Genomic DNA, 6,000 nt, shown 5'->3' with positions numbered 1-6,000 from the left:
TCCCCGGGTGGTTCTGTGCCTGATAAAAAAGAAAAGAGAAACCCCCCCCCCCCCCCCCGGGGCAGTGATGTCCTTCAGTGAACCGTATTGGAACGCTGTTCCGGGTTTGTTTTTTGTGCAGCGGATGCTCAGGGCTGCGGAGCGGTTTCGTGCTCCTTGTGCACCGTTGTCTTGAATTGCCTCAAGTCGGCGTCTTGCGCCAATGTTTTCGCCTCGGCGAGCAGATGCGGGTAGCGGTCGAGCCTATTTCGCTCCATTTCCCTCCCCATCACGGTAGGCGGTTGCCGTCCCACATGAAGCTGACTAACATGTCAGAAAATTCGGATTGTGATTTCACCGCCGCCTGACCGGCACTCAGCGTGCTGTACCGCTATTTTCCAGCGCGATCAGTGCGCAATCGCGACCGGCCCCTCAGCAGCATCCCTCGTCATCAACCCGTGTCCGACTTGTTCCGCAACGGGGCAAGCCCGCTGCCGATGGTTGATCAATGAACCCTGATTCAGAGCCTTCCATGTCCCGCGATTCGCTTGACCCTATTGCCCAAGCCGCGCCTCAACGCGCTGGCGAACTTGAAGAACTGCTGATCGACGCCGAAGCCGACGACGAACAGGCCCAGCAGAGCCAGCCGTTGGTGCGCCGGCCCTGGTTGCTGCTGCTTGGGCTGATCCTGGTGGCGCTGAACCTGCGTCCGGCGCTGTCGAGCATGGCGCCGCTGCTCAGCGAAGTGTCCAGAAGCCTGGGTCTTTCGGCGGCCCAAGCGGGTTTGCTGACGACACTGCCGGTGCTGTGCCTGGGCCTGTTCGCGCCGCTGGCACCGGTGCTGGCGCGACGCTTCGGGGCGGAGCGGGTGGTGTTGGGGATCCTGCTGACCCTGGCCGGTGGGATCGTCCTGCGTAGCTCGTTCGGTCAGGTCGGGCTGTTCGCCGGCAGTATCCTGGCCGGTGCGAGCATCGGGGTGATCGGCGTTTTGCTGCCGGGCATCGTCAAGCGTGACTTCGCCAGACAGGCCGGGGCCATGACCGGTGTCTACACCATGGCCCTGTGCCTGGGGGCGGCGATGGCCGCGGGGGCAACGGTGCCGTTGAGCGAGCAGTTGGGCCACGACTGGACCCTGGGCCTGGGGTTCTGGATGGTCCCGGCGTTGCTGGCGGTGGTGTTCTGGTTGCCGCAAGTGGGCCAGAAGCACGGAGCCCATCAGGCGGCGTACCGGGTCCGTGGTCTGCTGCGCGATCCCTTGGCCTGGCAAGTGACGTTGTACATGGGGCTGCAATCGTCGCTGGCCTATATCGTCTTCGGTTGGCTACCCTCGATCCTGATCGGTCGTGGCCTGAGCCCGACCCAGGCCGGGCTGGTGCTATCCGGCTCGGTCATCGTGCAACTGGTCAGCTCACTGACTGCTCCCTGGCTGGCAACTCGCGGCAAGGACCAGCGACCGGCCATTGTGGTCGTCATGCTCATGACCCTGGGTGGTTTGTTCGGTTGTCTTTATGCACCCATCGATGGCCTGTGGGGCTGGGCAATCCTGTTGGGCCTGGGGCAGGGCGCGACCTTCAGCCTGGCGTTGACCTTGATCGTGCTGCGCTCGCGGGACGCCCATGTGGCGGCGAACCTTTCCAGCATGGCGCAGGGCTTCGGTTACACATTGGCGTCGCTCGGGCCGTTCGCGGTGGGCGTGGTCCACGACTTGACCGGTGGCTGGAGCGCCCTGGGCTGGATCTTCGGCCTGATCGGCCTGGGCGCGGTCATCGCCGGCCTCGGCGCAGGCCGGGCGTTGTACGTAGGCGTCAGCAGCGAAAGAGTCGAGCCTCTTCGCTGATATCATTTTCATGGCGAATGACGATAGCCTTCCCCACCACGGCAGATTATCGTGCAACCTCACTGAAATGATTCCGGAGCCTGCCCATGAGCGATGCCCACAATGCCCTGATCACCCGTTTCTACCAGGCGTTCCAGCGCCTGGACGCCGAAGCCATGAGCGCCTGCTACACCGATGACGTGGTGTTCAGTGACCCGGCGTTCGGTGAGCTGCGTGGGCGTGATGCCGGCGACATGTGGCGCATGCTCACCACGCGGGCCAAGGATTTCTCCCTGACCTTCGATAACGTGCGCAGCGACGAACGCAGCGGCGGCGCGCATTGGGTCGCCACCTATCTGTTCAGCCAGACCGGCAACATCGTGATCAACGACATCCAGGCGCGCTTCGTTTTTCGCGATGGCAAGATCTGCGAGCACCATGATAGCTTCGACCTGTGGCGCTGGTCGCGCCAGGCGTTGGGCACCAAGGGCCTGTTGCTGGGTTGGACGCCGCTGGTGCGCAACGCGGTCAGGGCCCAGGCACTCAAGGGCCTACGGGCATTCCAGACCAGTCGCTGATAAGATCGCGGCTTGTTTTTGCGCACCTGTTGGACATCCCTTGACGACCACCAACGAACTCTCCGAGCTGCCTGCACAAAGCCCCGCCGAACCGGGCAAGCCCTGGTACGTCTATCTGGTGCGGGCTGCCAATGGTTCGTTGTACTGCGGCATCAGCGATGACCCGGTGCGGCGTTTCGCCAAGCATCAGAGTGGCAAAGGCGCACGCTTCTTTCTGTCCAGCCCGGCCGTGGCGCTGGTGTATACCGAGGCCTGCCGCGACAAGGGCGAAGCCCTGCGCCAGGAACGGCTGATCAAGAAGCTCAGGAAAAGCGCCAAGGAGTGCCTGGTCGCCAGCATCCACCGCGCTGATACACCTTCATCAGGCCAGTAGGCTGCTTGCGCGTGGCGCGCTAAGCTGCAGGTCTTCATTCCTGCAGCGGCCAATTCCATGTCAGAGCTGATCCTTCATCATTACCCGACGTCTCCATTTGCCGAGAAAGCCCGTCTGTTGCTGGGGTTCAAGGGCTTGTCCTGGCGCTCGGTGCACATCCCGCCAATGATGCCCAAGCCCGACCTGACGGCGCTGACGGGAGGCTATCGCAAGACCCCTGTGTTGCAAGTCGGCGCGGACATCTATTGCGATACGTCCCTGATTGCCCGTCGGTTGGAGCAGGAAAAAGCCTCGCCGGCGCTGTTCCCCGAAGGCCGGGAAATGATCGCCGCGTCCTTTGCGGCCTGGGTCGATTCAGTGGTGTTCCAGCATGCGGTAAGCCTGGTGTTCCAGCCTGAATCCATGGCTGTGCGCTTCGCCAAGCTGCCGCCCGAGGCAGTCAAGGCATTCATCGCTGACCGCGCCGGATTGTTCAGCGGTGGCAGCGCCACGCGTTTGGCTGCGGAGCAGGCCAGGCATCAATGGCCAACGATCATGGCTCGTCTGGAGCAGCAATTGCAGCGCGAGGAGGGCGACTTCCTGCTGGGCGATCCGTCGATTGCCGACTTCGCCATGGCGCACCCGCTGTGGTTTCTCAAGGGCACGCCGGTCACCTCGCCGCTGGTGGACGCGTATCCGGCGGTTTCGGCCTGGTTGGGCCGGGTACTGGGTTTCGGCCATGGTGCGTCGAGCGCGATGAGTGCTGAAGAAGCCTTGGAAGTCGCCCGAAACGCCACCCCGGCAGCGTTGCCGGAAGAAGCCTTCGAGGAGCCGAACGGGTTTGCCAAAGGGCAACAGGTGACCATCGCCGCAACCGACTACGGCGTCGATCCGGTGGCCGGAGAGTTGCTGTTTGCCGGAAGTGAAGAAATGATCTTGCGCCGCGAAGACGAGCGCGCCGGAGTGGTGCATGTACACTTCCCGCGGCCGGGGTTTCGTATCGAGGCTCGCTGAGCTGTCATAACCTGTGGGAGCGAGCTTGCTCGCGATGGCGGTTTGACAGTCAGCGTATGTGTGACTGCAATGCCCTCATCGCGAGCAGGCTCGCTCCCACAGTGGATTTGCGGTGTTCACAGATTCTCTTGTCACCTGCGATCCCATGTGGGGGCGAGCCTGCTCGCGATTGGCCCGCAAGCCAGGCCCAGGGCTATGTGGCTGACAGCGCCTCAAGAATCCGCTGCGGCTCATACCCGCGAATCAACGTACCATTCACGTCCAGAATTGGAATCCCGCGCCCGCCCAGTGCTTCGTAGGCCCTGCGCGCCTCGGCGTCTTTTTCGATATCGAACTCTTGAAACGGCACGCCTTTCTCATCCAGGAACCGCCGGGTCGCCTTGCAATAGCCGCACCAGTCGGTGGCATACAGCACGACGTGGGCGTTGCTGCGAATCTGCTGCGAAACCATCTGCGACGGGTTGAGAAATCGCTCGACCTTGCCCCAATTCTGATACGCCACCACGACCAGCAGAATCAGCAGAAACTTCTTCAGTACTCCGCCGAACATCAGTTACGCCGCTTGAGCTGATCGGTCAGCGAAGTCGGCAGCCCCTTGATGATCAGCGTGCCGGCTTCCTCGTCATACTCGATCTTCGAGCCCAGCAGGTGTGCTTCGAAGCTGATGGACAGGCCTTCGGCGCGACCAGTGAAGCGGCGGAACTGATTCAGGGTGCGTTTATCTGCCGGAATCTCCGGCGACAGGCCGTAATCCTTGTTGCGGATGTGATCGTAGAAGGCTTTCGGACGATCCTCGTCGATCAGTTCGGAAAGTTCTTCCAGTCCCATGGGTTCGCCCAGCTTGGCCTGGCTGCTGGCGTAGTCCACCAGGGTCTTGGTTTTTTCCCGGGCATCGTCCTCGGGCAGGTCTTCGCTTTCGACGAAGTCGCTGAAGGCCTTGAGCAGCGTCCGGGTCTCGCCGGGGCCGTCGACGCCTTCCTGGCAGCCGATGAAGTCGCGAAAATACTCCGAGACTTTCTTGCCGTTCTTGCCCTTGATGAACGAAATGTACTGCCTGGACTGTTTATTGTTCTGCCATTCCGAGACGTTGATCCGCGCCGCCAAGTGCAACTGGCCCAGGTCCAGGTGACGGGAAGGGGTCACGTCCAGCTCATCGGTCACCGCCACGCCTTCGCTGTGATGCAGCAGGGCGATGGCCAGGTAGTCGGTCATGCCTTGTTGGTAGTGGGCGAACAGCACGTGACCGCCCACCGAAAGGTTGGACTCTTCCATCAGCTTTTGCAGGTGCTCCACCGCCACGCGACTGAAGGCGGTGAAGTTCTTGCCGCCTTCGAGATACTCCTTCAGCCAGCCGCTGAACGGATGCGCCCCGGATTCGGCATGGAAAAAACCCCAGGCCTTGCCTTGTTTGGCGTTGTAGCTCTCGTTGAGGTCGGCGAGCATATTCTCGATGGCCGTGGACTCTGCCAGTTCGGAATCGCGGGCATGGAGCACGGCAGGGGTGCCGTCGGGTTTTTTGTCGATCAGGTGGACGATGCAATGGCGGATCGGCATGGATTTCTCGGCTGATGGAAGAGAGGAGGGCGCGCTCCCCGAAAAAGGCCCAGTGTACCGCAATCACTGGTTTGGGAACCCGCCCGAGGCCCTTTCAGGCCGTTGCGCCGCCCTATATGCATTTTTTTACCGTTTTAGCGCAAGAAAGCTGACCAAATGGGTAGCTGGAAGCGGATATTTCAAAGGCATTGTGCTAGTTTTGCCCGGTCTTACGCGAAGTCACTGCGTTAAGCGTGCATTCAGCATTTGTCAGGTCGAACCAAACCCGGTTTTCGGCATCTATTACCCCGATCCGTCGCGGTGATTGCCGAGGGTGCCCGATTACAAGATCTGGCTCGATGGCTGACACTGCACTCTGCAATCCACATGAATTTGATAGGGAAGGAACACTACATGGCTCTTACTAAAGACCAACTGATCGCTGACATCGCTGAAGCAATCGGCGCGCCGAAAACCACCGCGCGTAACGCCCTGGACCAACTGGGCCAGATCGTTGCCGATCAGTTGGAAAATGGTGACGAAATCACCTTGCCAGGCATCGGCAAGCTGAAAGTCACCGAGCGTCCTGCCCGTACCGGCCGTAACCCTTCGACTGGCGCTGCCATCGAAATCGCTGCCAAGAAAGTGGTCAAGTTCGTTCCAGCCAAAGCGCTGACCGACGGCATCAACAAGTAAGACCGCTTTAATGAAAAACCGCGCCACGGAGC

7 protein-coding genes are annotated in these 6,000 nt (G+C 61.2%); 5 read left to right on the top strand and 2 right to left on the bottom strand.

Annotated elements, in window-relative coordinates:
* Nucleotides 1-511: 511 nt before the first annotated feature.
* The 4 genes from ACLEJQ_RS19210 to ACLEJQ_RS19195 all read left to right on the top strand — a co-directional run bounded on the left by ACLEJQ_RS19210 (nucleotide 512) and on the right by ACLEJQ_RS19195 (nucleotide 3,739).
* Entirely contained in the window at nucleotides 512-1,816 is a 1,305-nt protein-coding gene (locus ACLEJQ_RS19210) for a CynX/NimT family MFS transporter (protein ID WP_440797478.1), read from the top strand.
* A gap of 86 nt (nucleotides 1,817-1,902) precedes the next feature.
* Nucleotides 1,903-2,373, top strand: coding sequence for a nuclear transport factor 2 family protein (locus ACLEJQ_RS19205; RefSeq protein WP_440797476.1), 471 nt, complete (start codon nucleotides 1,903-1,905; stop codon nucleotides 2,371-2,373).
* A gap of 40 nt (nucleotides 2,374-2,413) precedes the next feature.
* Nucleotides 2,414-2,746: a GIY-YIG nuclease family protein gene (locus tag ACLEJQ_RS19200; RefSeq protein WP_440797474.1), complete on the top strand. Its 333-nt coding sequence runs from the start codon at nucleotides 2,414-2,416 to the stop codon at nucleotides 2,744-2,746.
* Nucleotides 2,747-2,803: 57 nt separating this feature from the next.
* The gene (locus tag ACLEJQ_RS19195; RefSeq protein ID WP_440797472.1) at nucleotides 2,804-3,739 is read left to right on the top strand and encodes a glutathione S-transferase family protein; all 936 of its coding nucleotides are present in this window, start codon (nucleotides 2,804-2,806) and stop codon (nucleotides 3,737-3,739) included.
* 193 nt (nucleotides 3,740-3,932) lie between these two features.
* Here the strand turns inward: ACLEJQ_RS19195 and ACLEJQ_RS19190 are convergent, their stop codons facing one another.
* Both ACLEJQ_RS19190 and yejK read right to left on the bottom strand, forming a co-directional pair.
* Nucleotides 3,933-4,289, bottom strand: coding sequence for a glutaredoxin family protein (locus ACLEJQ_RS19190; RefSeq protein WP_440797470.1), 357 nt, complete (start codon nucleotides 4,287-4,289; stop codon nucleotides 3,933-3,935).
* On the bottom strand, nucleotides 4,289-5,293 hold the full coding sequence (yejK, locus tag ACLEJQ_RS19185) for a nucleoid-associated protein YejK (RefSeq protein WP_440797469.1): 1,005 nt from the start codon (nucleotides 5,291-5,293) through the stop codon (nucleotides 4,289-4,291). Before yejK ends, ACLEJQ_RS19190 begins: the two co-directional genes overlap by 1 nt.
* 393 nt (nucleotides 5,294-5,686) lie before the next feature.
* Between yejK and ACLEJQ_RS19180 the strand changes: the two genes are divergently transcribed.
* Entirely contained in the window at nucleotides 5,687-5,968 is a 282-nt protein-coding gene (locus tag ACLEJQ_RS19180) for an HU family DNA-binding protein (protein WP_440797467.1), read from the top strand.
* The last annotated feature ends 32 nt before the right edge of the window (nucleotides 5,969-6,000 follow it).

Source organism: Pseudomonas sp. SMV71 (assembly GCF_052042015.1).
Classification (GTDB): domain Bacteria; phylum Pseudomonadota; class Gammaproteobacteria; order Pseudomonadales; family Pseudomonadaceae; genus Aquipseudomonas.
The sequence above is the reverse complement of the archived record's forward strand: the minus strand, read 5'-3'. Positions and strand labels throughout refer to the sequence as shown.